Source organism: Caulobacter sp. FWC2, from assembly GCF_002742625.1.
In the GTDB taxonomy this organism is placed as follows: domain Bacteria; phylum Pseudomonadota; class Alphaproteobacteria; order Caulobacterales; family Caulobacteraceae; genus Caulobacter.
Map to the genome: position 1 here is coordinate 3,612,151 of NZ_PEBF01000001.1, position 24,531 is coordinate 3,636,681.

Sequence of the window (24,531 nt, forward strand, 5' to 3'; positions counted from 1 at the left end):
GCCCAGACCATAGACGTGGCCCCGCCCGCCCCTCCTGTGAAGGGCGTTACGGCGAATTCACCTCAGGGCTAGGACTTGATCAACTGCCATTTGCGCGCCCAGCGCCCCTTGCCGAAGCGGCTGAGCGTCAGGAGGTAGATGCCGGCATAGAGCACGGTTCCGACGCCGATCAGCACCCAGCTCCAGGTCCCCGGCATATGCAGGGCCGGCGCGGTGGTGATCCAGTCATGGCGCGGCGAGGTGAATTCCAGCCACAGGCCGCCGACCCAGATCAGTGCGAACAGGGCCACGACCGGGTAGCGCACAATCGGGCTACGCTGGATCAGCAGCCAAGCCTGGGCGAGCGCGGCCAGCAAGCCCACGGCCAGGCCCGCCAGCCAAGCCCACAGGGGGTCGGGCGCGAGTCGCGCGACCCGCAGTCCCGCCCATAACGGGACCCACAGGATCGGGCCCAGCATCAGGATGATCAGCACGGCGCCGACCAGCAAGCCCAGACCGCCGCCAATCACCTTGCCGGCGACCTCGCCGGCCTCATGCGGCCGGATGTTTGGATCGCCGCCGGGATTTTCCGGCGATGTCGCGACGATGGTCTGCAGGCGCGGCAGGGGCTCGCCGGGCCGCGCGGGAGGAAGTCCGCCGTAGGAGGGTGACTTCCGCTTGAACATCAGGCCCTGCGACTGACCGCGAAATCGGCCAGGTCTTCCAGCGCCTCGCGCCAGTCATTGGCCGGGAAGATCGCCAGCGCCGCCTTGGCCTTGTCGGCATAGTCGGCGGCCAAGTCGAGCGTGGCGTCCAGAGCGCCCGAGCCGACAATCAGCTCGCGGGCGCGGCGGAAGTCGGCTTCGGTCTGCTCGCGACGACCTATGGCGCGCTCCCAGAACTCGGCCTCGCGAGGACCAGAGCGGGCGATGGCCAGCAACAGCGGCAGGGTCGCCTTGCCTTCGCGGAAGTCGTCGCCGGCGTTCTTGCCCAGCGTCTCGGTGGTGCCGCCGTAGTCCAGGGCGTCGTCAACCAGTTGGAAGGCCAGGCCGAGGTTCAGGCCATAGGCCTTCAGGGCGTCGGTCTTGGCGGCGTCGACGCCGGCCGAAACCGCGCCGGCCTCGGAGGCCGCGGCGAACAGCTCGGCGGTCTTGGCCTGGATGATCTCAAGATAGACCGCCTGCGACAGGTTCAGGTCGTGGCTGCGCATCAGCTGCAGCACCTCGCCCTCGGCGATGACGCGGCTGGCGCGAGCCAGGATCTCGAGCGCTTTCATCGAGTTGGTTTCGACCATCAGCTCGAAGGCGCGGGCGAACAGGAAGTCGCCGACCAGCACGCTCTGGGCCGCGCCCCAGATCAGGTGCGCGGCGACCTTGCCGCGACGCAGCTGGCTGCCGTCGACCACGTCGTCGTGCAGCAGGGTGGCGGTGTGGATGAACTCGACGGCCGCGGCCAGCTTCAGGCAGTGGTCGTTGTCGGATTCGGCTAGACGCGCGGCGGCGACGGTCAGCAGCGGGCGCAGGCGCTTGCCGCCGGCGGCGATCAGGTGCTCGGCCAGGGCCGGGATGATCGGCACGTCGCTCTGCATGCGATCGGTGATCAGGGCGTTGACGCCCTTCATGTCGGCCTCGGCGAGGCGCACGAGACGATCCACCGAACCCGACTTCCGGGTGAGGGTCGCTGTCGCTACGTCCAAAACCATAGTCTCCTTGCGGCTTCCCCCCTTGCCATTCAATTCGGCCGGCGAACGCCGGCCGTGGGATGAACCGTTGCGAGGGACAATGGTGGCGGGATAGGTCAGGGTCAAGGCGAGCACAAGGCCTAGAAAGCATTGGACGATCAGCAGGTGACAGAGGATCGGGTTCTGGGCGGCCGCGTGCGGCTGCGTCAGAGGCCCGACGGATACAGGGCTGGCATGGACGCGGCCCTGCTGGCGGCCGCCTGCGACGCCATGCCCGGCCAACGCGTGATCGAGCCCGGCTGTGGGGTCGGCGGGGCTTTGCTGGCGGCGGCGACTCGCCGGCCGGAGACGATCTTCCAAGGCGTGGAGCGTGATTCCACCGCCGCCGCCCTGGCCGCCGGCAACGCCGCGCTCAACGGCCTCGATGGTCGCGTCAGCGTGGCGGAGGGCGATGTCGAGGCAGGTTTCCGCGCCCTGGCCCTGCCGGTCTTCGACGCTGTGATGACCAATCCCCCGTTTTTCGACGACCCCACCGCCTTGCGCGCCCCTGCCCCGGCCAAGAGCGGCGCCTGGATGGCCGACGGCGGTCTGGCCGCCTGGACCGGCTTTTGCCTGAAGGCCGTGCGCGAGGGCGGGACGATCACTATCATCCACCGCGCCGACCGCTTGGCCGACCTTCTCGAACAGCTGGCCCCCAAGGCAGGTTCATTCAGGATTCGCCCGATCGCCCCCTTCGCCGACGCCCCGGCCAAGCGGGTGGTCTTGCGGGCCATCAAGACGGGCAAGGCGCCGCTCGTCCTGCTGCCGCCGCTCGTCCTGCACGACCGCGAGGGCGGCAAGCACTCGCCCGAGGCCGAAGCGATTCTGCGCGGGGAAGCGGCGTTGGGGTGGTGAGCTCGCCTACTCCGCGTAGAGCGCGAGGGCTTCGAGACAAAGCTCCAGGCCCGTCAGGTCGCGCAGCGGATCCTGGGTGACGATCACGAACAGCCGCCGGGCCTCGCCCCATAGCATGATCGTCTCGGGCAGGCCGTTGTCCTCGATCACGCAGCCGTCGCCGTCACGCCAGATTCGCGTCTCGTCCAGGGTCGCGCCCAGCAAGGTGTCGACCCGGGCGACATACTCGGCCTGGATCTCGCTGGTGACGTTCAGATAGGCGAAGATCGGCCGGCCCAGGCCCGCCAGGACGCCGGCTTCGAACACCGTCGCCGTGTCGGCCGACGGCCCGCGGAACGGCGTCAGATTGACCACGGCCGCATCGGCCTGGCGTAATTGCGCCATGCGGGCGGCATAGAATTCACGGGCCGCCATCTCGTCGCCGCCCTCGCCGGGCGGCAGACGGGTGGGAACAATGGCCTCCAGGCCGGACTCCAGGCACAGGGCGCGCTGACGCGCCGCCTGGACGTCGCTGTCGGGGAGCCAGAGTTCAGGGCCGGCGAGCCAAAGGGAACGGACTGGGCGCATACCCTCTTAGGTCTGGTCCCGGACCCTCGCTGTCAATGTATGTCGGAGATTCAATGGCGTCGATCGCGCGTAGAACCTTGTTGACGGGCGGCCTGGCCCTGGCCGCCGCGCCGCTTTTCGCCACGTCTGGATTCGCCGCATCGCCCCAACCGTGGATCGCCTATGACCGCCGCCTGCGGGGCCTTCTGGCAGATCCGCCCGAGGGCGGCGATTTCGACGCAGACTTCGAGCAGACCCTGTTCGACCTCAACAACATCTTTCGCGACCGCCAGGGGCCGCGCGCGCTCGCCTGGGACAAGGGCCTAGCCCTGGCCGCCCGGGCCCACGCGGCCGACATGGCCGTGACCGGCGACTTCGACCACATGACGCGCGAGGGCTATTCCCCGGCTGGCCGGGTCGGCCTGCTGGCCCGCGACCTGGTGGGCGCGCCGGGCGAAAACATCGCCATGCGCCGCAATGTTTCCACCACCGTGCGACCCGAACAGATCATGGAGCAGTGGCGCACCAGCCCCGGCCACCGCGCCAACCTGGTGGCCCCAGGCTTCACCCATGTCGGCTACGGCGTCTATCGCCAGGGCCAGCGGGTCATCGCCGTCGGTGCCTATGCCGAGGTCGCCGCGCGCCTGGCCGCCCCCGCGCCGCTGCGGGTGGCCTCGGCCGACACCATCGCCGCGGCCCTGTCGCACGCGGCGCCCGCTATCCAGCAGTTCTCGGTGTCCGAGCCCGGCGGCGAGATCCTGACCACGACCTATGTCGAGGGCCGTCCGGAAAGCGTGTTGGCCCCAGGCGCCTGGCAACTGCGCCCGCACCTGTCGACGGGCGACCACCGCTATGAGGTGGCATGGGGGCCGGTGTTCGTGCTGGGGTAGCTCGCGCTACCCCACACGGTATTATTGCGCCACCGCCAGCGTCTCGATGCGGATCGCGACGGTGTCGCCGATCGCGCCCGCGCCGCCGGCGCTGCCGAAGGCCTTGCGGCTGATCGAGCCCGTGATGGTGAAACCGGCCATCTTCTTCGGCCCCATCGGCCCCGTGCCGATCTTGTTGAGCTTGACGTCCAGGGTGACCGGCTGGGTCACGCCCATGATCGTCATGTCGCCCGTGACCTTGGCCGTGTCGGAGCCGGTCTTGACGACCTTGGTCGACTTGAAGGTCATGTCCGGGCTCTTGGCGGCGTTCAGCCAGCGCTCGCCCTTGATGTGCTCGTCACGGGTCGGATTGGCGGTCAGCAGGCTGTCGACGGACACTGTGGCCTCGACTCGCGACTTCTCGGGGGCGGCTTCGTCCAGCCAGATCGTGCCTTCGGACTTGGCGAAGATCCCGAGGATCGAGGTAAACCCGAAGCGGTCAATCGAGAAACTGGTCTCGGTGTGGGCCGTGTCGAGCTTATAGGCGACCTCGGCGGCGAAGGCGGGGGCGGCGGCGGCCGTCAGAGCGGCGCCGGCGATCACGGCGGCGAGCAGGCGTTTCATGGGGTGTTCTTCCCTCGCGTCCCCGAACGGGACCTGGGACTGACCTTTCCGCGCGCGGCCTCGCCACGCAAGCCACAAACGAAAAGCCCCCGGCCTTGGGAGGGCCGAGGGCTTCGTGGGATTTAGTGGGTAGACCTTAGATTAGTTCTTGGCCTGGTCGACCAGCTTGTTCTTGGCGATCCAGGGCATCATGTCGCGCAGGCGGCCGCCGACTTCCTCGATCTGGTGCTCGGCCGCACGGCGACGCGTGGCCTTGAACGAGGGCTGGCCCACGGCGTTTTCCAGCATGAAGTCGCGCACGAACTTGCCCGACTGGATGTCTTCCAGCACGCGCTTCATCTCGGCCTTGGTTTCCGGCGTGATGATGCGCGGACCGGTGACGTACTCGCCGTACTCGGCCGTGTTCGAGATCGAGTAGTTCATGTTGGCGATGCCGCCTTCGTACATGAGGTCGACGATCAGCTTCAGCTCGTGCAGGCACTCGAAATAGGCCATTTCCGGCGCGTAGCCGGCTTCCACCAGCACTTCGAAGCCGGCGCGGACCAGCTCGACGGTGCCGCCGCACAGGACGGCCTGTTCGCCGAACAGGTCGGTCTCGCACTCTTCGCGGAAGTTGGTCTCGATGATGCCCGAGCGACCGCCGCCGATGGCCGAGGCATAGGCCAGGCCGAGGTCGTGGGCGTTGCCGGTGGCGTTGTGGTGCACCGCGATCAGGCAGGGCACGCCGCCGCCCTTCTGGTACTCGCCGCGCACGGTGTGACCCGGGCCCTTCGGCGCGACCATCAGGACGTCGATGGTGTCCTTCGGCTCGATCAGGCCGAAGTGGACGTTCAGGCCGTGGGCGAACAGCAGGGCGGCGCCGTCACGGATGTTGGGGGCGATCTCGTTCTTGTAGATCGCGGCCTGATGCTCGTCCGGAGCCAGGATCATGATCAGGTCGGCCCAGGCGGCGGCCTCGGCGACGGTCATGACCTTCAGGCCTTCGCCTTCGGCCTTCTTGGCGGTCGGCGAACCGGCGCGCAGCGCGACCGCTACGTTCTTGATGCCCGAGTCCCGAAGGTTAAGCGCGTGGGCATGACCTTGCGAACCATAGCCTACGATCGCGATCTTCTTGTCCAAGATGCGGGCGAGGTCGGCGTCGCGATCATAATAGACGCGCATGTTTTATCTCCAAGGACTGGTCAATTTGGCCGCTTCGCGCAACGGCGTAGCGACAAAGGCCGGGCGTTTGAGCGTTTTTTTGCCGTTTCGTCAAGGTGAAGCCGACAGAACGCCGAAATGCGACAGCCGCTGCGGCCCCGTTTTAGACGCACACGCCGTGGATCGCCATGGCACGACCCAAAAAGGACGGCCACGATCCGCCAAATGAACCTCGCCCTGAGCTTTCAAGGGCGAGGTTCACGCGGGATCTACCAGAAGAGATCGTAGTAGACGCTCAGGACCTGGCCGCTCCAGACGTCGACCAGGAGGGCGTCATCGCCGACCCGGACCCACTCGCAGCCGATCGGCGGCAGCGGCAGGCCGTATGAGCCCCAGTTCAGGTAGTACGAGCTGCCGTACCAGCCGCCCGGCAGATAGTCGCCGAACGACCAGCTGCGCGCGTACCAGCCGCTCGGATAGCGGTAAGCCGGCGCCCTGTAGCGCTGCGAGGAGCGATAGCTGGGGCGGTAGTAGCTGCGATCGTACTGGTGACGGCCGCGGTCACGATCGCGGTACTGGCCCTGCCCCGGACGACGGTCGTTGCGGTCCCAGCCGCCACGGTTGCTGTCCCAACGATTGCTGTCGTTGCGATCCCAGCCGCCGCGATTGTCGTTGCGGTCCCAGTTGCCGGGACGGCCGCCGTCGCCACGGTTGTCGTTCCGGTCGGGCCGGCCGCCGCGATTGTCGTCGCCGCGATTCCAGCCGCCCCGGTTGTCGTTCCCGCCCCGGTTCCAGCCCGGGCCGCCGTTGTTCTGGGGCGGCTGAGCCTGCGGTTGCGGTTGAGGCTGTTGCTGCGGTTGGGTCTGCGGCCGGTCGCCACGATTCCACCCGCCGCGATCACCACGGTCGCCGCGATCGCCCCGGTCCCAGCCGCCGCCATTGTTCTGCTGCGGTTGAGCCTGGGGTTGCGGTTGAGCCTGGGGTTGGGATTGAGGCTGCGGACGCTCGCCGCCACCACGGTTCCAGCCGCCGCCGCCGGCTTGGCCACGGTCACCACCGCCGCGGTCGCCACGATCACCGCCGCGATCCCCCCGGGGGCCGCCGTCGCCGCGATCGCGCTGGGCGAACTGCTGCTGAGCCACCACCCCGGCGGCGGCTCCGGCCTCTGCCGCCGCGCCGCCCAGCAGCGAAAGCGCCAGCGCGGTCGTGATCAGACGTTTCATTTCTTGCTCCGAAGGGCCTTGAAGCGCGGCCCAGGCTTGTCCCTTGATAGCAGTGTCGGACTCGCCCGATGAACCGTGCTTGAACGAAGAACGCGTGAGGGCCTCGATGAGCGCGCACTACAACGACATCGTCGCCTTCTGGCGCGGCGCCGGACCCAAGAAATGGTTCAAGAAGGACCCCGCCTTCGACAGCGCCATCGCCCTGAAGTTCGAGCAGACCCACTATCGCGCCTCGATGCGCCGCTATGACAAGTGGACCGAGATACCGCTAGGCTCGCTAGCCCTGCTGATCCTGCTCGATCAGTTCCCGCGCAACATGTACCGCAACACCCCGCACGCCTTCGCCACCGACCCGCTGGCCCGGATGTTCGCCCACGAGGCCATCGCCGCCGGCCACGACACGGATCCGGCCATCGACGCGGACCTGCGCCCCTTCTTCTACCTGCCGTTCGAGCACTCCGAGTCCCTGGTCGACCAGGAGCTCAGCGTCCAGCTGTTCGCCGCTCTCCAGGCCGACACCGGCGACGAGGAGTCGATGAAGTTCGCGATCATCCATCGCGACATCATCGCCCGCTTTGGTCGCTTCCCCCACCGCAACGCCGGCCTTGGTCGCAAGACCACCGATGTCGAGCAGGAGTTTCTCGACGAAGGCGGGTTCGCCGGTTAACCGCCTCTCAATCTTGGCGCGATCGTCCCTCGCCTGTAGGGTGACGCCTCAAGTTCGGGCACCGACCGGGGAACACCACGTATGAAAGCCTTCCGTAGCGCGCTGGCCGTTGGTCTGGCGCTGACCACCCTGACACCTGTCACGGTCTTCGCCCAGGCCAAGGCCAGCAAGGGCCAGACCATGCAGACGCAGGCCTCGGCCGAGGTTCCGCACTGCGCCCACAAGCTGGGCACGCTGTCGATCGTCGACGGCGACGATTCCAGCGGCTGGACCCAGTACAACCTCGCCTCGCCGCAGAAAGTGCTGCGCGCCATCGTCCAGCGTTCGGGCTGCTTCAACCTGGTCGACCGGGGCGCGGGCCTCAGCGCGGCCGAGAAGGAACGCACCATCGGCGGTAACCTGGGCCTGCAGCGCGGCTCCAATGTCGGCCAGGGCCAGGTCAAGGCGGCCGACTATGTGCTGGTCGCCGAGGTCCAGGGCAGCAACAGCAATGTCGGCGGCGGCGCGGTGGCCGGCGCCATCGGCGGCCTGATCGGCGGTCGCGTCGGCGGCCTGGTCGGCGGCATCAAGACCAAGAAGCTGGAAGCCAACACGGTCCTGTCGCTGACCAACGTCCGCACCACCGAGACCATGTCGGTGTCGGAAGGCTATGCAGTGAAGAACGACATCGGCTGGGGCGCGGGCGGCGGCTACGGCTTCGCCGGCGCGGTCGGCGGCGGCTACGAGGACACCGACATCGGTCGCATTGTCACCCTGTCGTTCATCAACGCCTATTCGAAGATGATCGGCGACTTGGGCCTGCTGTCCGAAGCCGGTCCGGCCGCCGCGGCGGCGCCGTCGAAGACCTTCGTGGCCACCCGCGTCACCAACCTGCGCGCCACCCCGGTGGCCGCCGGCAAGCTGATCCGCGCCCTCCCCGCCGGCGCCATCGTCTATCCGACGGGCAAGAAGCAGGACCTGTGGTGGGAAGTCGCCGACGAGAACGACAATGTCGGCTGGGTGCTGAACACGGCGCTCGAGCCGGGGAAGTAACGCTGAAGTGAAAGTGGTCTCTCCTCCCCCGTTGGGGGAGGTGGATCGCTGCGAATACGCAGCGAGACGGAGGGGGTCAGCACCCCAGCGCGGAGCAAGACCCCCTCCACCGCCGTTCGGCGGTCCCCCTCCCCCAACGGGGGAGGATAGTTGGCGCCGCCCTGTGGACGCTTCCCCGCGCCGCAGTGTTCAAGCCCGCGATTCGCGACCACACTGGACGCCATGCACGCCCAAGTCCTCGACGCCCCGAAAGCCGCCGCCGACCATCCCGAGCGGCAGTATCTGGCCCTGCTCGCCGACATCCTCGAGAACGGCGTCCAGCGCGGCGACCGTACGGGCACCGGCACGCTGGGCGTCTTCGGTCGGCAGATCCGGTTCGATCTGGCCAAGGGCTTCCCGGTCCTGACCACCAAGAAGCTGCACCTGCGCTCGATCTTCATCGAGCTGCTGTGGTTCCTGAAAGGCGACACCAACATCGCCTATCTCAAGGATAACGGCGTGCGCATCTGGGACGAGTGGGCCGACGAGAACGGCGACCTCGGCCCGGTCTATGGCAAGCAGTGGCGCTCGTGGGCCACGCCGAACGGCCAGTCGATCGACCAGATCGCCAACCTCGTCGAGAACCTGAAGACCAATCCCAACAGCCGCCGCCACATCGTGACGGCCTGGAACCCGGCCGATGTCGACGACATGGCTCTGCCGCCCTGCCACTGCCTGTTCCAGTTCTTCGTGGCGGATGGAAAGCTGAGCTGCCAGCTCTACCAGCGCAGCGCCGACGTCTTCCTGGGCGTGCCGTTCAACATCGCCAGCTACGCCCTTCTGACCCTGATGGTCGCCAAGGTCGTGGGCCTGGAGCCCGGCGAGTTCGTCCACACCTTTGGCGACGCTCACCTCTATCTGAATCACCTGGACCAGGCCCGCGAGCAGCTGACTCGTGAGCCGTTCGACTTCCCGACGCTGAAGATCGCCGACAAGCGCGACCTGTTCGCCTTCGCGTACGAAGACTTCACCCTGGAAGGCTACCAGGCCCACCCGCACATCAAGGCCGAGGTCTCGGTTTGATCCCCCTCGCCATCGTCGTCGCCCGCGCGGCCAACGGCGTGATCGGTCGCGACGGCGACCTGCCCTGGCGGTTGAAGTCGGACCTGGCCCTGTTCAAGGCCAACACCCTGGGCAAGCCGATCCTCATGGGGCGCAAGACCTGGGACAGCCTGCCCCGCAAGCCCCTCCCCGGCCGCATGAACGTCGTGCTGTCGCGCGACGGATCGTTCGAGCCCGAGCAGGCCGTCGTCTGTGAAAGCTTCATGGAAGCCGTGCAGATGGCGCGCGAGCAGGCTGAAGACGACGGCGCGGCGGAGGTCTGCGTGATCGGCGGACGCAGCCTGTTCGAGGCCGCCCTGCCCAAGGCAAAGCGCCTTTACCTCACCGACGTCGCCGCCGAGGTCGAGGGCGACGTCCATTTCCCCGATTTCGACGAAAGCGCCTGGACCGAGGTCCGCCGCGAGGAATACCCGGCCGGCGAAGGCGACGACCACGCCTTCGTGTTCCGGGTGCTTGAGCGGCGCTAGTTCGCGCTGCCCACCGGCAGTGGCTTGGGCTTCTTCTCCAGATCGGCCAGCTTGCGCGTCTTCAGGTGCTTGCCCGTGCAGGCCTGGAATACGATCTCGACCTCGCCGCCTTTGTGGAGTTCTGGCATGGCGAACTTGGCCGGGCCGATCCGTTGAGCGGTGATCACGGTATTGCCCTTGTCGGTCTTGCTCCAGGCCAGCCGCACATGGATTCCGGTGTCGCCGAACCGCTTCTGAAGATCGCGATCGAAGGTCTTGTGGATCGCTTCGTCGACCACCGGGCGCCAGGCCTGGGTCTTCATCGGCGGGCAGCTCGCACGGGTCGGCATCGCCGAGGGCTTCCACGATCCCAGCAGAGGCAGCTTGGTCCCACACCCCGCCAGCAGCAGCCCGACCGCCCCGACCGCCCCGACCGCCCCGACCGCCATCACAGATGCGCGCATACCCAGAATCCCTTGTCCGTACATAGTCCCCACGCTCACCGCGAACCATGGCGCGCGCAAGGCCTCAGTCCTCGGTGAGGTCGTCGGCGCGCGCCGCCTCCCCTGCCAGCGCTGCCTCAACGGCGCCCTCGCCAGGTTCAAACGGACGTTTATAGTCGTCGCCAGCGCTCATCAGAGGCGCATAGGGAGACGTCGATGGACATCCAGCTGGTCGCCGAAGGTCTGCAATTCCCCGAAGGTCCCGTGGCCATGGCCGACGGCTCGGTGATCCTCACAGAGATCCAGGGCCAATGCCTGACCCGTATCTGGCCGGACGGTCGCAAGGAGACGGTGGCGCGGACGGGCGGCGGCCCCAATGGCGCGGCGATCGGACCGGACGGCGCGCTCTATGTCACCAACAACGGCGGCGCCTTCCAGTTCTTCGAGGCCAACGGGCTGAACATCCCCGGCCCTACCCCGCCGACCCACACCGGCGGTTCGATCCAGCGGATCGACATCGCCACGGGCGCCATCACCACGCTTTACACAGAATGCGACGGCAAGGCGCTGGTCGGCCCCAACGATCTCGTCTTCGACAAGCAGGGCGGCTTCTGGTTCACCGATCATGGCTGCTCGACGCCGGACGGCCGCAAGTACGGGGCGCTGTACTACGCCCTCCCCGATGGCTCGAAGATCACGCGCTGGCGCGACCACTTCGTCTCGCCCAACGGCGTGGGCCTCTCGCCCGACGAGAAGACGGTCTACATGGCCGACACCATGCTTGGCAGACTGTGGTCGTTCGAGGTGACCGCGCCGGGCGTGCTGGCTGACGCGCATCCGCTGATGCCAGGGTACGTGGTCTGCAACCTGCCAGGCTACCAGCTGCTGGACAGCCTGGCCGTCGAGGCCGGCGGCAAGGTCTGCGTGGCGACGATCATCAACGGCGGGATCACCGCCTTCGCCCCGGACGGCACGACCGAGCACTACGCCTTCCCAGACGTGATCGTGACCAACATCTGCTTCGGCGGCGCCGACATGTGCGACGCCTGGATCACTGCGTCAGGCACCGGCAAGCTCTACAAGGCTCGCTGGCCGCGCCCCGGCCTGAAGCTGAACTTCAACGCCTAAGCGTCCAATCGGTGAACTGAAGTCACAAGTCCTGTGCCTGTCCACGGCGTAGTTTCGCGTCGTGGCGGGCCCATCTGTGGAACCGTCAAAGCAACGGAGCCCAGCGATGGACCTCAAACTGAACGACAAGACCGCGCTGGTGACCGGCTCGACCGCCGGCATCGGCCTGGAGATCGCCCGCACCCTGGCCGTCGAAGGCGCCAAGGTGTTCGTGACCGGTCGCACCGAGGACAAGCTGGACGAGGCCTTGGCCAGCATCCGCGCCTCGGGCGGGAACAAGGTCGAAGGTGTGCTGGCCGACGCGGCCACCGCCGACGGCGCCGCCGCCATCCTCAAGGCCGTCCCCTCGGTCGACATTCTCGTGAACAATCTCGGCATCTACGAGATGAAGGCCTTCGCCGACATTCCGGACGAGGACTGGCTGCACCTGTTTGAAGTCAACGTGATGAGCGGCGTTCGCCTGTCGCGCGGGTATTTCCCCGGCATGCTGGAACGCGACTGGGGCCGGGTGATCTTCATCTCGTCCGAGTCGGGCCTCGCGATCCCGGGCGAGATGGTTCACTACGGCATGACTAAGAGCGCCCAGCTGGCGGTCGCGCGCGGCATGGCCCAACAGACAAAGGGCACCGGAGTTACGGTGAATTCCGTCCTGCCGGGTCCGACCCGCGCAGCCGGGATCTTCGAGTTCCTGAAGAGCGTCTCAGCCAATCCGAACGGGACGGCCGCCGAGCACGAGGCCGAGTTCTTCGAGAAGCACCGCACCTCGTCGCTGCTGCAGCGAATGATCGAGCCGCAGGAGATCGCCAGCCTGGTCGCCTATGTCGCCAGCCCGCTGTCGGCTGCGACCAACGGCGCGTCGCTGAAGGCCGAGGGCGGCCTGGTGACCACCATCGCCTAGATAAAAGCGGAGGGGGAGCGTCAGCCCCCGCTCCCCCGCCTACTCCCGGAGGAACGCGCCGGCGACCAGCAAGGCCATGGCCAGCAAGGCGAGCAAGCCGGACAGATAGGGCAACCAAGTCATCGACGCCTCCCTCTCGTGAGCAAGACGACGATGGTCCGGGGCCGGCCTCAGGCACAGCCCCGGAACAGGGGGTGTCGGCTATCCGACGCCTAGTAGAGCGTGCCCAGGGCCTCGCGCTCGAAGTTCTGCAGCTCGTCGTTGCGGCCGTCGCGGATCTTCACGACCCATTCCGGATCCTGCAGCAGGGCGCGGCCGATGCCGACGAGGTCGAACTCGTCACGCTCCAGGCGCTCCAGCAGGCCATCTATGGAAGCGGGCTGGCTGCCCTCTCCGCCGAACGCGGCGATGAACTCGCCCGACAGGCCCACCGAGCCGACTGTGATGGTCGGCGCGCCGGTCAGCTTCTTGGCCCAACCGGCGAAGTTCAGGTCGGATCCCTCGAACTCCGGCTCCCAGAAGCGACGTTGCGAGCAGTGGAAGATGTCGGCCCCGGCGTCGGCCAGCGGCTGCAGCCAGGCTTCCAGCAACTGCGGCGTCTCGGCGTTCTTGACCGCATAGTCCTGCTGCTTCCACTGCGACAGGCGGATGATGACCGGATAGTCGGGACCCACGGCCGCGCGGACGGCCTTCAAGATTTCTGCGGCGAACCGGCTGCGGTCGGCGATGGTCGCGCCACCGAACAGGTCGTCGCGAACATTGGTGCCGTTCCAGAAGAACTGGTCGATCAGGTAGCCGTGCGCGCCATGCAGCTCGATGGCGTCGAAGCCCAGGCGCTTGGCGTCGGCGGCGGCCGTGGCGAAGGCGGCGATGGTGTCGGCGACCTCGGCGTCGGTCATCGGCTCGGTGAAGGGATTGCCGCCAGCCTTGGACAGGCCCGAGGGGCTGTCGATCTTGCCAAGCACGTCCTTGCCGCGCGCGGCGCCCACGTGCCACAGCTGCGGGGCGATCAGGCCGCCAGCGGCGTGGACCTCGTCGACCACTTTCTTCCAGGCGGCCAGCTCGGCGTCGCCGTGAAAGCGCGGCACATTGGCGTCGTTCAACGAGGCCGGACGGGCCACGCCCGTGCCCTCGGTGATGATCAGGCCGACCAGCCCTTCCGCCCGACGACGGTAATAGGCGGCGACGTCGTCGGTGGCCACGCCGCCGGGCGAGAACGACCGCGTCATCGGCGCCATGACGGTCCGGTTGGGCAGCTTCAGCGACTTGAATTCGAACGGCTTGAACAGGGCGTCGAGCGACATGGGGGCTTCCGAAACAGGAGTTGTTGCGGGCGATCCAAACACACGTTTGGATCGCCGCGCCATCCAGAAAAACTGAGGCCCTAAAGCCCCAGCACCATCTTGGCCATGATGTTGCGCTGGATCTCGTTGGACCCCGCGTAGATCGAAGCCTTGCGGTAGTTGAAATAGGCCGGCGCTGCGGGGGCCGCGTAGTCCGGACCGGCGCGCAGCTCGTTGCTCTTGGACCAGGGGTCCTCGACGAACGGCGCGGCATAGGTCCCCACCGCTTCCAGGGTCAGCTCGGTGATCGCCTGTTGGTACTCCGAGCCGACGCATTTCAACATCGACGAGGCCGGGCCGATCGCCTTGCCGGCGGTGCGGCCGGAGAAGATCCGCAGCTCGGTGGCGTTCAGCGCCTCGACCTGGATCTCCAGATTGGTGATCTTGCCCCGGAAGTCGGCGTCGTCGATCAGCCTTCCGCCGTCGTCGGCCAGCTCCATCGCGGCGATCCGCTTGACCTTCTTGAGCATGTTCATCAGGCCCGGCGCATAGGCGTTGCCGCGCTCGAACTCGAGCAGGTACTTGGCGTAGGTCCAGCCCTTGTTCTCCTCGCCGATGCGGTTGGCGACCGGCACGCGGACATTGTCGAAGAAGACCTGATTGATCTCCTGCTCACTGGCCGGCGGGCCGTCCAGCGTCGGCAGCGGCTTGATCTGGATACCGGGGGTGTCCATCCGCAGCAGCAGGAACGAGATGCCCTCCTGCGGCTTGCCCGCGTTCGAGGTGCGGACCAGGCAGAACATCCAGTCGGCCCACTGGGCGTGGGTGGTCCAGATCTTTGAGCCGTTCAGGACGTAGTCGTCGCCATCGCGCTCGGCCTTCATCTGAAGGGAGGCCAGGTCCGAGCCCGAACCGGGCTCAGAATAGCCCTGGCACCACCAGATGTCGGACTTCAGGATCGGCGGCAGGTGCTGGGCCTTCTGCTCAGGCGTGCCGAACGCCATGATCACCGGCGCGACCATCTTCAGCCCCATCGGCGAGGAGGTCGGCACGCCAGCCAGGCTCATCTCCATGTTGAAGATGTAGCGCTGCGAGGTCGTGAAGCCCGCCCCGCCCAGCTCGACCGGCCAGTCCGGCGCGGCCCAGCCGCGTTCGGCCAGCTTCTTCTGCCAGGCCACCTGCCCGGCCTTGTCGAGATAGCCGTTCTTGGATTGGCTGAACTGCTTCCTCAGGCCGTCGTCATAGGCGGTCGCGATCCAGTCGCGGACCTCCTGCTGGAAGGCCAGGTCCTCGGGCGAGAAGGCCAGATCCATGGTCTGCCTACTCCACCGCGTCGAGATATTCGATCTCGGGACGACCGGCCATGAACGGCCCCATCGCTCCGCCGGCGGCCTTGAAATAGTCGGTGCCGCCATGGTGCTTCAGCGCGTCCTCGGAGGCATAGAGCTCCAGCACCTTATAGGTCCCTGCCTCGGTCTTGGACCGGGTCAGCTGGTAGACGAGACAGCCTGGCTCGTTGGCCTTGACCTTGTTCTGCAGGTCCAGGAACACCTTCTCGAAATCCGAAGCCTTGTCCGGCTGGACCTTCAGAACCGCGACGACGCCAATCATGCTTGCCTCCCAACATCTGTTTGAATGCAGGATGAAGGACGGGCGTGCGCGGAGCAAGGGGGACGTAGCGGTAATGCGGAATCGGTAGGACGGAGAGAGAGTTTAAGACCGCTCGTTCCAGCCATAGGCGACCCACGAATGGCCGCCGACATTGCGGGCTTCAATCAGGCTCGGATCCCCCGCTGGGGCCTTGGCGACCTTGCGGCCGCGGAAGGCGAAGGCGGCGAGGCCGAACAACGCGCTGCCCAGGAAGCCCACGGCGACCACCGTAGCGGCGAACACCACCGCCAGAACCGCGCCGATCACCACCGCGACCGAGGTCGCCAGAGCCCCGGCCATCCAGGCCAGGCTATGTAGGGGCGAAGCTGCGGCGCCTTGGCGGGTCATATTGATCCTCTCGTCCACGCTCATGATCAACTCAAGTTGGTTCACAAGCGCTGAACCGCAACAGAACACCCGCCGGATCCGGATGAAAAGCCTTTTTCCGGTCCTTACGGAGCGACGGATCGCCCCAACCGACACCCGACCTCAACCTGCGGCGGCCAGGCCCAGTTCCCTGCGCTCCTGCATCACCGTCGTGAAGGCTGCGTTGATGGCGGCGGCCTTGGCCTCGGCGACCTCGATGAACTCCGCCGGCAAGCCGCGCGCCCGCGCCCGGTCTGGGTGAGCGCTGGACAGGGCCAGCTTCCAGGCCTTGCGCACCGCGGCGTCGTCGGCATCGGCCGGCACTTCCAGGATGGCGTAGGGATCGTCCTTGCCCACGCCCAGGTGCGTGGCGCGCAGGCGCCGGAAGGACAGCGGCGACATGCCGAACAGGTCCGAGACCCGCTCCAGGTAGTCCAGCTCATCCTGGGTGACGACGCCGTCGGCCTTGGCGATGTGGAACAGGCCGTCGACCACGTCCTCCAGCAGCTGCGGGCAGGTGCTGTAACGCTTGGCCAGGCGCTTGGCGTAGCTCTCAAAGCCGTGAGTCGTCTGGCGCGCCAGGTCATACAGGCGGTGGATGTTCTGCTCCGAGGCCGGATCCGGCTGGAACACCTCGGTGAAGGCTAGGAACTCACCACCGTCCGCGCGACCGTCGACCTTGGCCAGCTTGGCGCCCAAAGCGGTCACTGCGGTCGAGAACGCCGGGTCCTCGCCGGGCAGACCGCTCGGACATTCCGTGCAGTCGGCCAGGTCCAGGCGCCGGGCGGCGATGCTCGCGATGTTGCGCCAAAAAGTCATGAAGCGCCTCGAAACCAGCGACGGACGTTAGAAATACGCGCGACGGGCCGATACGGATCACCCCGTCGGATCGCTTCTAGCACAATGAGAATGATCGTTCACATGACTTTAGTGCAATGCGGCAAAACGGCCATATCGTGCGACGAGGGAGCCGATTGACGCTTCGCTCGTTATGGCGACGCTTGATCGAAAGCGCCACGCAACGGTCCCAATCGGGATCGAAATGCTCTAGTCAGACTCGACAATTGTAAAAAGGACATCCGCCCACATGGCGAACGCCCTCTTCCTCGCTCTCGCGCTCTTCGCCCAGGACGGCCAGGCCAGCCAGTCGCCCAATGCGCCGCCGACCGACGAGTACGGCTATGTCGCCTGGTGCTACGGCGCCCTGGGCGGCTACGCGAACCTGTACGACCGCGTGATGCCGGAGGTGACGCGGATCGAGAAGGCGTTCCCGGGTCCCGACGGCGTGGCCGCCTCCCTGAAGACCTATCCGGAAATGCGCGAGCAGGCCCAGAAGGACCTCAAGGTCTTCGCCTCGGCGATCACGGCGGCCGAAAAGGCCAGCCCGCGTCCGATCTCGGAATATGGCGGCGCCCAGGTCAAGCGCGGCCAGTCCGTCTGGCAAGGCGCCGACACCGTCGACAAGGCCCGCCTGGCCCAGATGTGGATGAGCTGGAGCCCGCCCGGCGACTGCGAGAAGCGCGCCAAGGCGCTGGAAACCCGCTCGACCATCCTGGGCAGGGCCCTGAACTACAACAACGCCGCCGCGGCCACCAAGGTCGAGACCACGCCGGAAACGTCGAACCCCGCGTTCGACGCCACGCCCTCGGCCGCCCCGGCGCCGGCAGCGCCGCCGGCCCAGGATCCCACCCCGGTCGCCACGCCCGCGCCGAAGCCCTCGGCCGCCAAGCCGGTGCCGACGAAGAAGGCCGAAGCCAAGCCGGTCGCCGCCGCCAAGCCGCTGACCAAGGCTCCGGCCGCTAAACTGCCGCCCATCGGCGGCAACGAGGTGATCGTCGATCCAGCTAATCCCGTCCCCTGCGCCGGCAGCCTCGTCCCCGCCAAGCGCGGCGGACGCGACGTGCTGATCTGCAAGGCGGATTGACGGCTACTAGAGCCTGTCCCGTTTAGATGAGACCACCTAAACGGGATAAACAGGCTCTAGAATCAAACATTTAGAGCCCTTTTGAACGCTTTAGATGACCCCATCTAAAGCTAAAGGGCTCTAGGCCGGCAGCAAACCGTTACCGGCCAAGGCCTTGAACCAGGAATAGGACGCCTTCGGCGTTCGCACGCCCGTCTTGCGGTCCATCGCCACCAGGCCGAACTTCGAGGTGTAGCCCAGGTCCCATTCGAAATTGTCGATCAGGGTCCACTCGAAATAGCCGCGCACGTCGCAGCCCGCCTCGCGCGCGGCCAGCACCGCTTCCAGATGACGGCGCAGGTAGGTGATGCGGAACTGGTCATCCAGGATCGCCGGGCCGCTCCCGAACGGATCAGAGCACCCGTTCTCGGTCACCATCATCCTGGGCGCGCCGTACTCACGACGCACGCGGTCCAGGGTCTCGAACAGGCCCGAGGGATCGATGTGGCGGCCGAAGGCGTCCAGCTCCGCGCCCCTGGGCGGATTGGCCGGGGCGATCTTGCTGGGCGAGGACAGGTCCAGCCGCACATAGGCCGGGGCGTAATAATTCACCCCCAGGAAATCGACCGGCTGGCGAACCGTCTTCAGGTCGCCATCCTGGATGACGCCCTTCAAGAGATCGTCCATGTCCTTCGGATAGGTCCCCTTGAACAGGGGATCCAGCCACGCCTTGTTCCACAGCGCGTCGAGCCCGTCGGCGGCCAGGCGGTTCCAGAACAACCCGCCCGCCGGCCGGCAGGGCTGCAGCGCCATGGTCGTGCCGACCTGAAGATCGCCTTGAGCAGCCCTTAGCGCCCGCATGGCCAGGCCTTGGCCCAGGTTCATGTGGTGGACGACCTTGCCCAGCAGGTTGATGTCCTTCAGCCCCGGGGCGTGCTCGCCCAGCACGTGACCGAAGACGGCGTGCACGGCCGCCTCATTGAGGATGATGTAGTTCTTCAGCCGATCGCCCAGCTTGTCGACGACCGCGTGAGCGTAGTCGGCGAAGCGCAAGGCGGTGTCGCGATTGGCCCAGCCGCCCTTGTCTTGCAGGCCTTGAGGCAGATCCCAGTGGAACAGGGTCGCGTACGGCGAGATCCCCTTGGCCAGCAGAGCGTCGACCAGCTTCGAATAGTGGTCGAGACCGGCGGCGTTCACCGTCCTCCCCCCGGTCGGCATCACACGCGACCAGCTGATCGAGAAGCGATAGGCGGAAAGGCCCGCACCGGCGATCAGGTCGACATCCTCCTGAAAGCGGCGATAGCTGTCGGTGGCCACGGTGGCGTCGGACTTGTCCTTCACATGGCCCGGGACCTTCTCGAACAGATCCCAGACGCTGGGTCCGCGCCCGTCGACGGCCTGCGAGCCCTCGGTCTGGAAGGCGGCTGTCGCCACGCCCCAGACGAAGTCCTTGGGAAACTGTCGGCTCCTGGGTTTGAGGTCGGTCTCGTGTCCGCCCTCGCAGCCCGACAGACCCATGGCCGCGCTGCCCAAGGCTAGCGCGCCGAGCGCTCGGCGGCTGACGCCTGAACGTTCCATCGTCCCCTCCTCTTATCGTTGGGACGGAAGATGCGGCCGGGGCGTCGGCTTGGCTAGTTCTCGTGGCGGAAGCTAGCGAACCTTGGCCGCCTCGCGCACGCCCGCGATGGCGTCGGCGGGCATTGGGCGGCCCAGCAGGAAACCCTGGAACTCGCTGCAGCCCAGCTTCACCAGCGCGTCGAACTGGCCTCGAGTCTCAACGCCTTCGGCCGTGGTCTTCAGGCCAAGGGATTTGGCCAGGCTGACGATCGCCGAGGCGACGGCCATGCTCTCGGTGTTGCCCGGCAGGCTTGAAACGAACGAGCGATCAATCTTCAACTTGTCGATCGGATGGCGACGCAGATAGCTCAGGCTGGCATAGCCGGTGCCGAAGTCGTCGAGGGCCAGACGGAAGCCCAGGCGCTTGAGGCGACGCAGAGCCTCATGGACGCCGTCGCTGTCCTTCAGCAGAGCCGTCTCGGTGATCTCCAGCATGAAAACGTCCGCGCGGGCCCCGGTCTCGGCCAGGGTGGCGACCATCTCGTCCACGAAGCCGGGGCTGGACAGCTGGATGGCCGAGACATTGACCGACACCTCCAGGCCCGACCAGCGCAGACTGTCGTAGCAGGCGCGCCGGAATACGGCCGCCCCGACCAGGCCGATCAGGCCGCAGGACTCGGCCAGCGGAATGAAGATGGCCGGCGAGATTTCGCCGCGTTCCGGATGGGTCCAGCGGGCCAGGGCCTCGACCCCGATCATCGCGCCGCGCACGTCGGTCAGCGGCTGATAGGCGACGTTGAGCGCCTCGCTTTCAAGGGCCGCGCGGAGGTCCCGCTCCAAGCCCTTCCGCAAGCGCAGGGCGGCGTCCATCTCGGGCTCGAAGAAGGTGAAGCGGCCGCGGCCTGCTTCCTTGGCGCGGTACAGGGCGACGTCGGCCTGGCGCAGCAGCTCGGCCTGGCCTTGCTCGGCGTCCGACACCACCGCCACGCCCACCGAACAGGAAAGCTCGGCGCGGCCGATCGAGAGATCCACCTCGCCCGACAGGCCGTCGACCACGCGCTGGGCCAGGGTGGCCGCGCCGGACGGGGTGGTGTCGGGTTGGATGATCGCGAACTCGTCGCCGCCCAGGCGGCAGATGGTGTCGGTCTCGCGGCAGATCCCTACCAGCCGGCGGGCGACCTCGCGGATCAGCTGGTCGCCGGCGTCGTGGCCATAGCTGTCATTGACCTCCTTGAACCGGTCGAGGTCGATGCACAGCACGCCCAGATGGCCCGGCTTCCGGCGCAGCAAGGCGTGGGCGTGGATCAGGCGGTCGGTGAACAGGGTGCGGTTGGCCAGCCCCGTCAGCGGATCGTGCAGCGCCAGGTGCTTGGCCTCGGCCTCGCTGAGCAGCAGCTTCTTGGCCGCGCGTCGGGTGACGCGGAACAGCAGGAACGAGCCGACCGCCGCAGCCAGCACGGCCAGGGCCAGCATCGGCGAGGCCGACTTCATCAACTCTTCGCCCGGCCGGCGCGGCGTCCACCGCAGGACGACACGGCGTCCGTCCGCGGCCTTGCCCATCACGGCTTGGCCGGCGTCGGTGCGGATCGCGTCCGGCTTGACCACCTCGATATGGGCGTCGTGGAGCAGGAAGCGTTCGGAGAAGGTCTTGATGACGCTGTTGGCCACCGGGACGCCGGTCACCAGCAGCGGGGCGCGGGCCCCGCGGGTCTTGGCCTTCAAGTCCGGGCGGATCAGCGAGACGGTGATCAACACGGGCTCGTCGCCGATCAGTTCGACGCGGCTCGTATGGACGGCGCGAAGCTCAGCGACCTTCTTTGGGTTGGTCTCGATCTTGCGGATGGCGTCGACCAGGCGCCCGGTCGGCGCGGCGTATCGGGCATAGGCTTCCGGCGCGACGTCCTTACCGTTGAGGTGGCCGTAGATCGGCTTGCCGTCGGCATCGAGAACGAAGACGACCTTGTAGCCCAGGGCTCCGCCCAGCGAGGCGCCGATGTTCTGGCTGGCCCAGGCCGGATCATACTGGTTGTCCAGCTTGATGATCGCCTCGTCCCAGATGACGTAGGGATTGAGAGCGGTCTGCACCTCTTTGCCGCGCTGGCGCAGGCCGTTGCCGACCAGGGTCTGCTCGTATTGGCGCTCACGCACGTCGGCGTGGCGGGTGGCCACGGTCAAGGCGACACCGGCAAGCAGAATCATGCCCGCCGCCATGCTGGCGATCAGGCCAAAGATCTTGAGCTCGATGTTCCTGCGATCCATCCCACTCCCCGGAGATGGCTACATCCTTCATGGGAACGGTTGCGGAAATCCTTACCGCAACCGCACAGTGGACGATTTACCGCACACCGTTACGCGATTTGGGTTTCGCTCCCCCGCAAGGAGGAGGATCCCTCAAGCCGCCGCGTCGCGCGCCCTGGCGGCCGGGTCGTAGTTGAGGATCGGCGACAGCCAGCGCTCGGCCGTGGCCAGATCCCAGCCCTTGCGGCGGGCATAGTCCTCGACCTGGTCCGCATCGACCTTGCCCACCCCGAAATAGTGCGCCTTCGGGTGGCTGAAATAGAGACCGGAAACGGCCGCGCCCGGGGTCATGGCGTAGCTCTCGGTCAGCTTCAGGCCGGTGGCGGCTTCCGCGTCCAGCAGCTGGAACAGCGTGCCCTTCTCGGTGTGGTCGGGCTGGGCCGGATAGCCGGGGGCCGGGCGGATGCCCTGGTACTTCTCGGCGATCATCACGTCGGCGTCGGCCGCCTCGTCGGGAGCGTAACCCCAGAGTTCGACGCGGGCCTTGTAGTGCAGCCACTCGGCAAAGGCTTCTGCCAGGCGATCGGCCAGGGCCGAGGCCATGATGGCGCTGTAGTCGTCGCCGGCGTCCTTGAACGTCTTGACGATCTCGTCCTCGCCGTGGCCGGCGGTGACGGCGAAGCCGCCGACATAGTCCCCGCCCTGTCCGATCGGCGCGACGAAGTCGGATAGCGCCACATTGGTCTTTCCGGCGCCCTTGTCCATCTGCTGGCGCAGGGTGTGCAGGCGCGACAGCTCGACGGTGCGGGTGTCATCCGTATAGAGAACAATGTCGTCACCCTGGGCCTGGGCCGGCCAGAAGCCGATCACGCCCTTGGCCCCGAACCACTTCTCGGCGACCACCTTGTCGAGCATCTCGCGGGCTTCGCGATAGAGCTCGGTGGCGGCCTCGCCGACCACGTCGTCTTCCAGGATCTGCGGGAAGCGGCCGATCAGCTCCCAGCTAGCGAAGAACGGCGACCAGTCGATGAACGGGACCAGCTCTTCCAGGCTGGGCTCGAAGGTGCGCGCGCCGATGAAGGTCGGCTTGGGCGGAACGTAGCCATCCCAATCGATGGCGAACTTTTTCTGGCGAGCCTCGGCGATGCTGGTGCGCGCCTTGGCCGTCTGGCCCCGGGCGTACTGCTCGCGGATGCGAACATATTCGGCGCGGGTCTCGGCCTGCAGGCGGTCGCGCTCGGTGGCGGACAGCAGGCCTGAGACCACGCCCACGGCCCGGCTGGCGTCCAGCACATAGGTGGTCAAGCCCTTGTGATAGGCCGGCTCGATCTTGACTGCCGTGTGGGTGCGGCTGGTCGTGGCGCCGCCGATCAGCAGCGGGATGGTGAAGCCCTGGCGCTCCATCTCGGCGGCCACGAACACCATCTCGTCCAGCGACGGGGTGATCAGGCCCGACAGGCCGATCATGTCGACGTTGTGCTTGCGGGCTTCGTCGAGGATGCGGTCGGCCGGGACCATGACGCCCAGGTCGATGACCTCGTAGTTGTTACACTGCAGCACGACGCCGACGATGTTCTTGCCGATGTCGTGGACGTCGCCCTTCACCGTGGCCATCAGGATGCGGCCGGCCTGCTCGCGCGGCTTGCCGGCCTTCTCGGCCTCCATGAACGGCTCCAGCCAGGCCACGGCCTGCTTCATGACGCGGGCCGACTTGACCACCTGCGGCAGGAACATCTTGCCCGAGCCGAACAGGTCGCCGACCACGTTCATGCCATCCATCAGGTGGCCTTCGATGACATGCAGCGGCCGCTCGACCGACAGGCGCGCCTCTTCGGTGTCCTGGTTGATGAACTCGGTGATACCGTGGACCAGGGCGTGGGTGATGCGCTCGTTCACGCTGCCCTTGCGCCATTCCAGGTTGGCGGTCTGGACCTGGCCCTTCTCGCCCTTGTAGCGCGGGGCCATGTCGACCAGGCGCTCGGTGTTGGAGACGTTGGTCCGCTGCGGGCGGTTGAGGATCACGTCCTCGACGGCCTCGCGCAGCTCAGGGTCGAGGGCGTCATAGACCGGCAGGTCGCCGGCGTTGACGATGCCCATGTCCATGCCGGCATTGATGGCGTGGTACAGGAACACCGAGTGGATCGCCCGGCGCACCGGCTCGTTACCGCGGAAGCTGAACGAGACGTTCGACACCCCGCCCGAGATGCGGGCGTAGGGGCAGCGCTTCTTGATCTCGCGCGTGCCCTCGATGAAGTCGACGGCGTAGTTGTCGTGCTCCTCGATCCCGGTCGCCACGGCGAAGATATTGGGGTCGAAGATGATGTCTTCCGGCGGGAAACCCACCTTGTCGACCAGGATGCGATAGGCCTTCTCGCAGATCTCGATCTTGCGGGCGGCGGTGTCGGCCTGTCCGACCTCGTCGAAGGCCATGACCACCACGGCCGCGCCATAGCGCAGGCACAGCTTGGCCTGCTCGATGAACTTCTCTTCGCCTTCTTTCATCGAGATCGAATTGACGATCGCCTTGCCCTGGACGCACTTCAGGCCCGCCTCGATCACCTCCCACTTGGAGCTGTCGATCATCACCGGCACGCGGGCGATGTCGGGCTCGGCGGCCATCAGGTTCAGGTAGGTGACCATCGCCTGCTTGGAGTCGAGCAGGCCCTCGTCCATGTTGACGTCGATGACCTGGGCGCCGGCCTCGACCTGCTGGCGCGCGACCGACAGCGCCTCGGGGTAGTTCCCCTCGACGATCAGCTTCTTGAACTTGGCCGAGCCGGTGACGTTGGTGCGCTCACCGATATTGACGAAGACGGGTCTCATAAGTGGGTCTCGCGCCCCTCCCCTTGATGGGGAGGGGTAG

Annotated in this window: 24 protein-coding genes; 9 read left to right on the forward strand and 15 right to left on the reverse strand. The window is 67.0% G+C overall.

All coding sequences use genetic code 11. The annotated features are described in order from the left end of the window. Positions 1-68: 68 nt before the first annotated feature. Entirely contained in the window at positions 69-665 is a 597-nt protein-coding gene (locus tag CSW62_RS17360; protein ID WP_099579912.1) for a hypothetical protein, read from the reverse strand. Then, complete coding sequence (locus CSW62_RS17365; RefSeq protein WP_199170728.1) at positions 665-1,675, reverse strand: polyprenyl synthetase family protein; 1,011 nt, start codon at positions 1,673-1,675, stop codon at positions 665-667. The genes CSW62_RS17360 and CSW62_RS17365 overlap by 1 nt, the downstream gene beginning before the upstream one ends. 135 nt (positions 1,676-1,810) lie before the next feature. Here CSW62_RS17365 and CSW62_RS17370 point away from each other — a divergent pair, with 135 nt between their 5' ends. Beyond that, positions 1,811-2,554, forward strand: coding sequence for a tRNA1(Val) (adenine(37)-N6)-methyltransferase (locus CSW62_RS17370; RefSeq protein ID WP_099579916.1), 744 nt, complete (start codon positions 1,811-1,813; stop codon positions 2,552-2,554). Positions 2,555-2,560: 6 nt separating this feature from the next. On the opposite strand, the gene CSW62_RS17375 is transcribed toward CSW62_RS17370, so the two are convergent. Continuing rightward, positions 2,561-3,121 carry a nucleoside 2-deoxyribosyltransferase gene (locus tag CSW62_RS17375; protein WP_099579918.1) on the reverse strand — a complete coding sequence of 187 codons (561 nt, stop codon included), beginning with the start codon at positions 3,119-3,121 and terminating at the stop codon, positions 2,561-2,563. A 53-nt stretch (positions 3,122-3,174) separates the two neighbouring features. On the opposite strand from CSW62_RS17375, the gene CSW62_RS17380 reads away from it, so the two are divergent. Continuing rightward, the gene (locus tag CSW62_RS17380) at positions 3,175-3,990 is read left to right on the forward strand and encodes a CAP domain-containing protein (RefSeq protein WP_099579920.1); all 816 of its coding nucleotides are present in this window, start codon (positions 3,175-3,177) and stop codon (positions 3,988-3,990) included. Between the two features lie 21 nt (positions 3,991-4,011). Here CSW62_RS17380 and CSW62_RS17385 read toward each other — a convergent pair whose 3' ends face one another. The 3 genes from CSW62_RS17385 to CSW62_RS17395 form a co-directional block, all read right to left on the reverse strand. Further along, on the reverse strand, positions 4,012-4,593 hold the full coding sequence (locus CSW62_RS17385; protein ID WP_099579922.1) for a YceI family protein: 582 nt from the start codon (positions 4,591-4,593) through the stop codon (positions 4,012-4,014). A 141-nt stretch (positions 4,594-4,734) separates the two neighbouring features. Next, positions 4,735-5,754, reverse strand: a complete 1,020-nt coding sequence (ilvC, locus tag CSW62_RS17390; RefSeq protein WP_099579924.1) for a ketol-acid reductoisomerase — start codon at positions 5,752-5,754, stop codon at positions 4,735-4,737. A 248-nt stretch (positions 5,755-6,002) separates the two neighbouring features. Further along, a complete protein-coding gene (locus tag CSW62_RS17395) occupies positions 6,003-6,956 on the reverse strand; it encodes an RcnB family protein (RefSeq protein ID WP_099579925.1) in 954 nt (317 codons plus the stop codon). A gap of 106 nt (positions 6,957-7,062) precedes the next feature. On the opposite strand from CSW62_RS17395, the gene CSW62_RS17400 reads away from it, so the two are divergent. From CSW62_RS17400 to CSW62_RS17415, 4 genes are all read left to right on the forward strand, one after another. Next, complete coding sequence (locus tag CSW62_RS17400; RefSeq protein WP_099579927.1) at positions 7,063-7,623, forward strand: DUF924 family protein; 561 nt, start codon at positions 7,063-7,065, stop codon at positions 7,621-7,623. A gap of 81 nt (positions 7,624-7,704) precedes the next feature. Next, positions 7,705-8,655 carry an SH3 domain-containing protein gene (locus tag CSW62_RS17405; RefSeq protein ID WP_099579929.1) on the forward strand — a complete coding sequence of 317 codons (951 nt, stop codon included), beginning with the start codon at positions 7,705-7,707 and terminating at the stop codon, positions 8,653-8,655. Positions 8,656-8,877: 222 nt separating this feature from the next. Then, on the forward strand, positions 8,878-9,717 hold the full coding sequence (locus CSW62_RS17410; protein WP_099579931.1) for a thymidylate synthase: 840 nt from the start codon (positions 8,878-8,880) through the stop codon (positions 9,715-9,717). Beyond that, positions 9,714-10,223: a dihydrofolate reductase gene (locus CSW62_RS17415; RefSeq protein ID WP_099579934.1), complete on the forward strand. Its 510-nt coding sequence runs from the start codon at positions 9,714-9,716 to the stop codon at positions 10,221-10,223. Before CSW62_RS17410 ends, CSW62_RS17415 begins: the two co-directional genes overlap by 4 nt. On the opposite strand, the gene CSW62_RS17420 is transcribed toward CSW62_RS17415, so the two are convergent. Then, positions 10,220-10,666 (reverse strand): hypothetical protein, encoded by a 447-nt coding sequence (locus CSW62_RS17420; RefSeq protein ID WP_143324422.1) that lies wholly within the window; start codon positions 10,664-10,666, stop codon positions 10,220-10,222. The two genes, CSW62_RS17415 and CSW62_RS17420, sit on opposite strands and share 4 nt — an antisense overlap. A gap of 195 nt (positions 10,667-10,861) precedes the next feature. Here CSW62_RS17420 and CSW62_RS17425 point away from each other — a divergent pair, with 195 nt between their 5' ends. Both CSW62_RS17425 and CSW62_RS17430 read left to right on the forward strand, forming a co-directional pair. Continuing rightward, the gene (locus CSW62_RS17425; protein WP_099579938.1) at positions 10,862-11,773 is read left to right on the forward strand and encodes an SMP-30/gluconolactonase/LRE family protein; all 912 of its coding nucleotides are present in this window, start codon (positions 10,862-10,864) and stop codon (positions 11,771-11,773) included. 106 nt (positions 11,774-11,879) lie between these two features. Next, complete coding sequence (locus CSW62_RS17430) at positions 11,880-12,671, forward strand: SDR family NAD(P)-dependent oxidoreductase (protein ID WP_099579940.1); 792 nt, start codon at positions 11,880-11,882, stop codon at positions 12,669-12,671. 212 nt (positions 12,672-12,883) lie between these two features. Here the strand turns inward: CSW62_RS17430 and CSW62_RS17435 are convergent, their stop codons facing one another. The 5 genes from CSW62_RS17435 to CSW62_RS17455 form a co-directional block, all read right to left on the reverse strand. Further along, positions 12,884-13,975 (reverse strand): NADH:flavin oxidoreductase, encoded by a 1,092-nt coding sequence (locus tag CSW62_RS17435; protein WP_099579942.1) that lies wholly within the window; start codon positions 13,973-13,975, stop codon positions 12,884-12,886. A gap of 80 nt (positions 13,976-14,055) precedes the next feature. After that, on the reverse strand, positions 14,056-15,267 hold the full coding sequence (locus CSW62_RS17440) for an acyl-CoA dehydrogenase family protein (protein ID WP_099579943.1): 1,212 nt from the start codon (positions 15,265-15,267) through the stop codon (positions 14,056-14,058). 7 nt (positions 15,268-15,274) lie between these two features. After that, positions 15,275-15,565: a putative quinol monooxygenase gene (locus CSW62_RS17445; RefSeq protein WP_099579945.1), complete on the reverse strand. Its 291-nt coding sequence runs from the start codon at positions 15,563-15,565 to the stop codon at positions 15,275-15,277. Positions 15,566-15,667: 102 nt separating this feature from the next. After that, on the reverse strand, positions 15,668-15,982 hold the full coding sequence (locus tag CSW62_RS17450) for a hypothetical protein (RefSeq protein WP_369827493.1): 315 nt from the start codon (positions 15,980-15,982) through the stop codon (positions 15,668-15,670). Between the two features lie 111 nt (positions 15,983-16,093). After that, entirely contained in the window at positions 16,094-16,789 is a 696-nt protein-coding gene (locus tag CSW62_RS17455; RefSeq protein ID WP_099579947.1) for a DnaJ family molecular chaperone, read from the reverse strand. Positions 16,790-17,057: 268 nt separating this feature from the next. On the opposite strand from CSW62_RS17455, the gene CSW62_RS17460 reads away from it, so the two are divergent. Beyond that, complete coding sequence (locus CSW62_RS17460) at positions 17,058-17,894, forward strand: hypothetical protein (protein ID WP_099579949.1); 837 nt, start codon at positions 17,058-17,060, stop codon at positions 17,892-17,894. Positions 17,895-18,014: 120 nt separating this feature from the next. Here the strand turns inward: CSW62_RS17460 and CSW62_RS17465 are convergent, their stop codons facing one another. From CSW62_RS17465 to metH, 3 genes are all read right to left on the reverse strand, one after another. Further along, entirely contained in the window at positions 18,015-19,451 is a 1,437-nt protein-coding gene (locus tag CSW62_RS17465) for a GH1 family beta-glucosidase (RefSeq protein ID WP_099579951.1), read from the reverse strand. A gap of 72 nt (positions 19,452-19,523) precedes the next feature. Continuing rightward, a complete protein-coding gene (locus CSW62_RS17470) occupies positions 19,524-21,689 on the reverse strand; it encodes a bifunctional diguanylate cyclase/phosphodiesterase (RefSeq protein ID WP_099579953.1) in 2,166 nt (721 codons plus the stop codon). 132 nt (positions 21,690-21,821) lie between these two features. Then, positions 21,822-24,491, reverse strand: a complete 2,670-nt coding sequence (metH, locus tag CSW62_RS17475) for a methionine synthase (RefSeq protein WP_099579955.1) — start codon at positions 24,489-24,491, stop codon at positions 21,822-21,824. Between the last annotated feature and the right edge of the window lie 40 nt (positions 24,492-24,531).

Bases quoted from the DNA above. Each gene is read 5' to 3' on its own strand.
- CSW62_RS17360 (WP_099579912.1), bottom strand. From the start codon at position 665: ATGTTCAAGCGGAAGTCACCCTCCTACGGCGGACTTCCTCCCGCGCGG.
- CSW62_RS17375 (WP_099579918.1), bottom strand. From the start codon at position 3,121: ATGCGCCCAGTCCGTTCCCTTTGGCTCGCCGGCCCTGAACTCTGGCTC.
- CSW62_RS17380 (WP_099579920.1), top strand. From the start codon at position 3,175: ATGGCGTCGATCGCGCGTAGAACCTTGTTGACGGGCGGCCTGGCCCTG.
- CSW62_RS17385 (WP_099579922.1), bottom strand. From the start codon at position 4,593: ATGAAACGCCTGCTCGCCGCCGTGATCGCCGGCGCCGCTCTGACGGCC.
- ilvC (WP_099579924.1), bottom strand. From the start codon at position 5,754: ATGCGCGTCTATTATGATCGCGACGCCGACCTCGCCCGCATCTTGGAC.
- CSW62_RS17395 (WP_099579925.1), bottom strand. From the start codon at position 6,956: ATGAAACGTCTGATCACGACCGCGCTGGCGCTTTCGCTGCTGGGCGGC.
- CSW62_RS17400 (WP_099579927.1), top strand. From the start codon at position 7,063: ATGAGCGCGCACTACAACGACATCGTCGCCTTCTGGCGCGGCGCCGGA.
- CSW62_RS17405 (WP_099579929.1), top strand. From the start codon at position 7,705: ATGAAAGCCTTCCGTAGCGCGCTGGCCGTTGGTCTGGCGCTGACCACC.
- CSW62_RS17410 (WP_099579931.1), top strand. From the start codon at position 8,878: ATGCACGCCCAAGTCCTCGACGCCCCGAAAGCCGCCGCCGACCATCCC.
- CSW62_RS17420 (WP_143324422.1), bottom strand. From the start codon at position 10,666: ATGCGCGCATCTGTGATGGCGGTCGGGGCGGTCGGGGCGGTCGGGGCG.
- CSW62_RS17425 (WP_099579938.1), top strand. From the start codon at position 10,862: ATGGACATCCAGCTGGTCGCCGAAGGTCTGCAATTCCCCGAAGGTCCC.
- CSW62_RS17430 (WP_099579940.1), top strand. From the start codon at position 11,880: ATGGACCTCAAACTGAACGACAAGACCGCGCTGGTGACCGGCTCGACC.
- CSW62_RS17435 (WP_099579942.1), bottom strand. From the start codon at position 13,975: ATGTCGCTCGACGCCCTGTTCAAGCCGTTCGAATTCAAGTCGCTGAAG.
- CSW62_RS17440 (WP_099579943.1), bottom strand. From the start codon at position 15,267: ATGGATCTGGCCTTCTCGCCCGAGGACCTGGCCTTCCAGCAGGAGGTC.
- CSW62_RS17445 (WP_099579945.1), bottom strand. From the start codon at position 15,565: ATGATTGGCGTCGTCGCGGTTCTGAAGGTCCAGCCGGACAAGGCTTCG.
- CSW62_RS17455 (WP_099579947.1), bottom strand. From the start codon at position 16,789: ATGACTTTTTGGCGCAACATCGCGAGCATCGCCGCCCGGCGCCTGGAC.
- CSW62_RS17460 (WP_099579949.1), top strand. From the start codon at position 17,058: ATGGCGAACGCCCTCTTCCTCGCTCTCGCGCTCTTCGCCCAGGACGGC.
- CSW62_RS17465 (WP_099579951.1), bottom strand. From the start codon at position 19,451: ATGGAACGTTCAGGCGTCAGCCGCCGAGCGCTCGGCGCGCTAGCCTTG.
- CSW62_RS17470 (WP_099579953.1), bottom strand. From the start codon at position 21,689: ATGGATCGCAGGAACATCGAGCTCAAGATCTTTGGCCTGATCGCCAGC.
- metH (WP_099579955.1), bottom strand. From the start codon at position 24,491: ATGAGACCCGTCTTCGTCAATATCGGTGAGCGCACCAACGTCACCGGC.